This is a genomic window from Vibrio sp. YT-19(2023), assembly GCF_033337395.1.
Window position 1 is genome coordinate 1 of sequence record NZ_JAWOQN010000320.1, and the last position, 830, is coordinate 830.

An 830-nucleotide genomic window follows, 5' to 3' on the forward strand; every position below is an offset into this window, starting at 1 on the left:
GGTTGAGAGGGGCTTTCGAAGCAGGAAAATTACTTAAGATATTTAACGTGCGCTTCCATCTCTTCGCCAATTTCTTTACGCATATTCATTAAGCGAATAGCCGATTGCTCTAGAGCCTTGTCTTCATCAGATTCAGGAATCCACTTCGGTACATCGGTAGGTTTACCGCTTTCATCTACGGCTACCATAATCACGATACAGTGCGTAGTTAAACGATTTTTCATCTGTTTTGGATCGCTAGCTTGAACATCAATGGCGATGTGCATTGAGCTTCGACCGGTGTAAATGACTTTCGCACTAACTTCCACAAGGTTGCCAACATGAATAGGCGCAACAAAACGAATCCCACCCGCATAGGCAGTAATGCAGTATTTTCCACTCCAAGCGGCACTGCATGCATAAGCGGCTAAGTCGATCCATTTCATTACAGCGCCGCCGTGAACCTTTCCGCCAAAATTAACGTCGCCAGGTTCTGCTAAAAAACGAAGGGTAATATCTCTTTGACCACTGCTCATCTGTCATTCCTTTGTGAGTTATTGTTCTCCCAATGTAGCAGGAATGTCAGTAGTGTTGAAATAGGAAAATAGTACACACCAAGTGTTAGAAGGCGAGGAGTGTGAGTATTGTGGATAAGCGTTGGACGTTAATATATTTTGGTTGAGTTCAAAATATTCTTGAAGATAGATATTACTTCAACTGGGCATTTATCATATCTTTTGATTCACTTTAAATCTTTGGGGAGACATGTTGTGACAGACTACTCCCCATATGTGTATTTAGGAACGATCAACTTCCAAGCGGCAAATGTCCTGTTTTCACCCAAATTACCG

The 830-nt window shown here is 42.3% G+C and carries 1 protein-coding gene; it reads right to left on the reverse strand.

Annotated features, from left to right (window positions below):
• Window positions 1-29: 29 nt before the first annotated feature.
• Complete coding sequence (locus R7E78_RS25675; protein WP_005499665.1) at window positions 30-515, reverse strand: acyl-CoA thioesterase; 486 nt, start codon at window positions 513-515, stop codon at window positions 30-32.
• Window positions 516-830 lie beyond the last annotated feature (315 nt).

What these genes read in the sequence shown, in the direction of transcription:
- R7E78_RS25675 (WP_005499665.1), bottom strand. Translation starts at nt 515, where the DNA reads ATGAGCAGTGGTCAAAGAGATATTACCCTTCGTTTTTTAGCAGAACCT.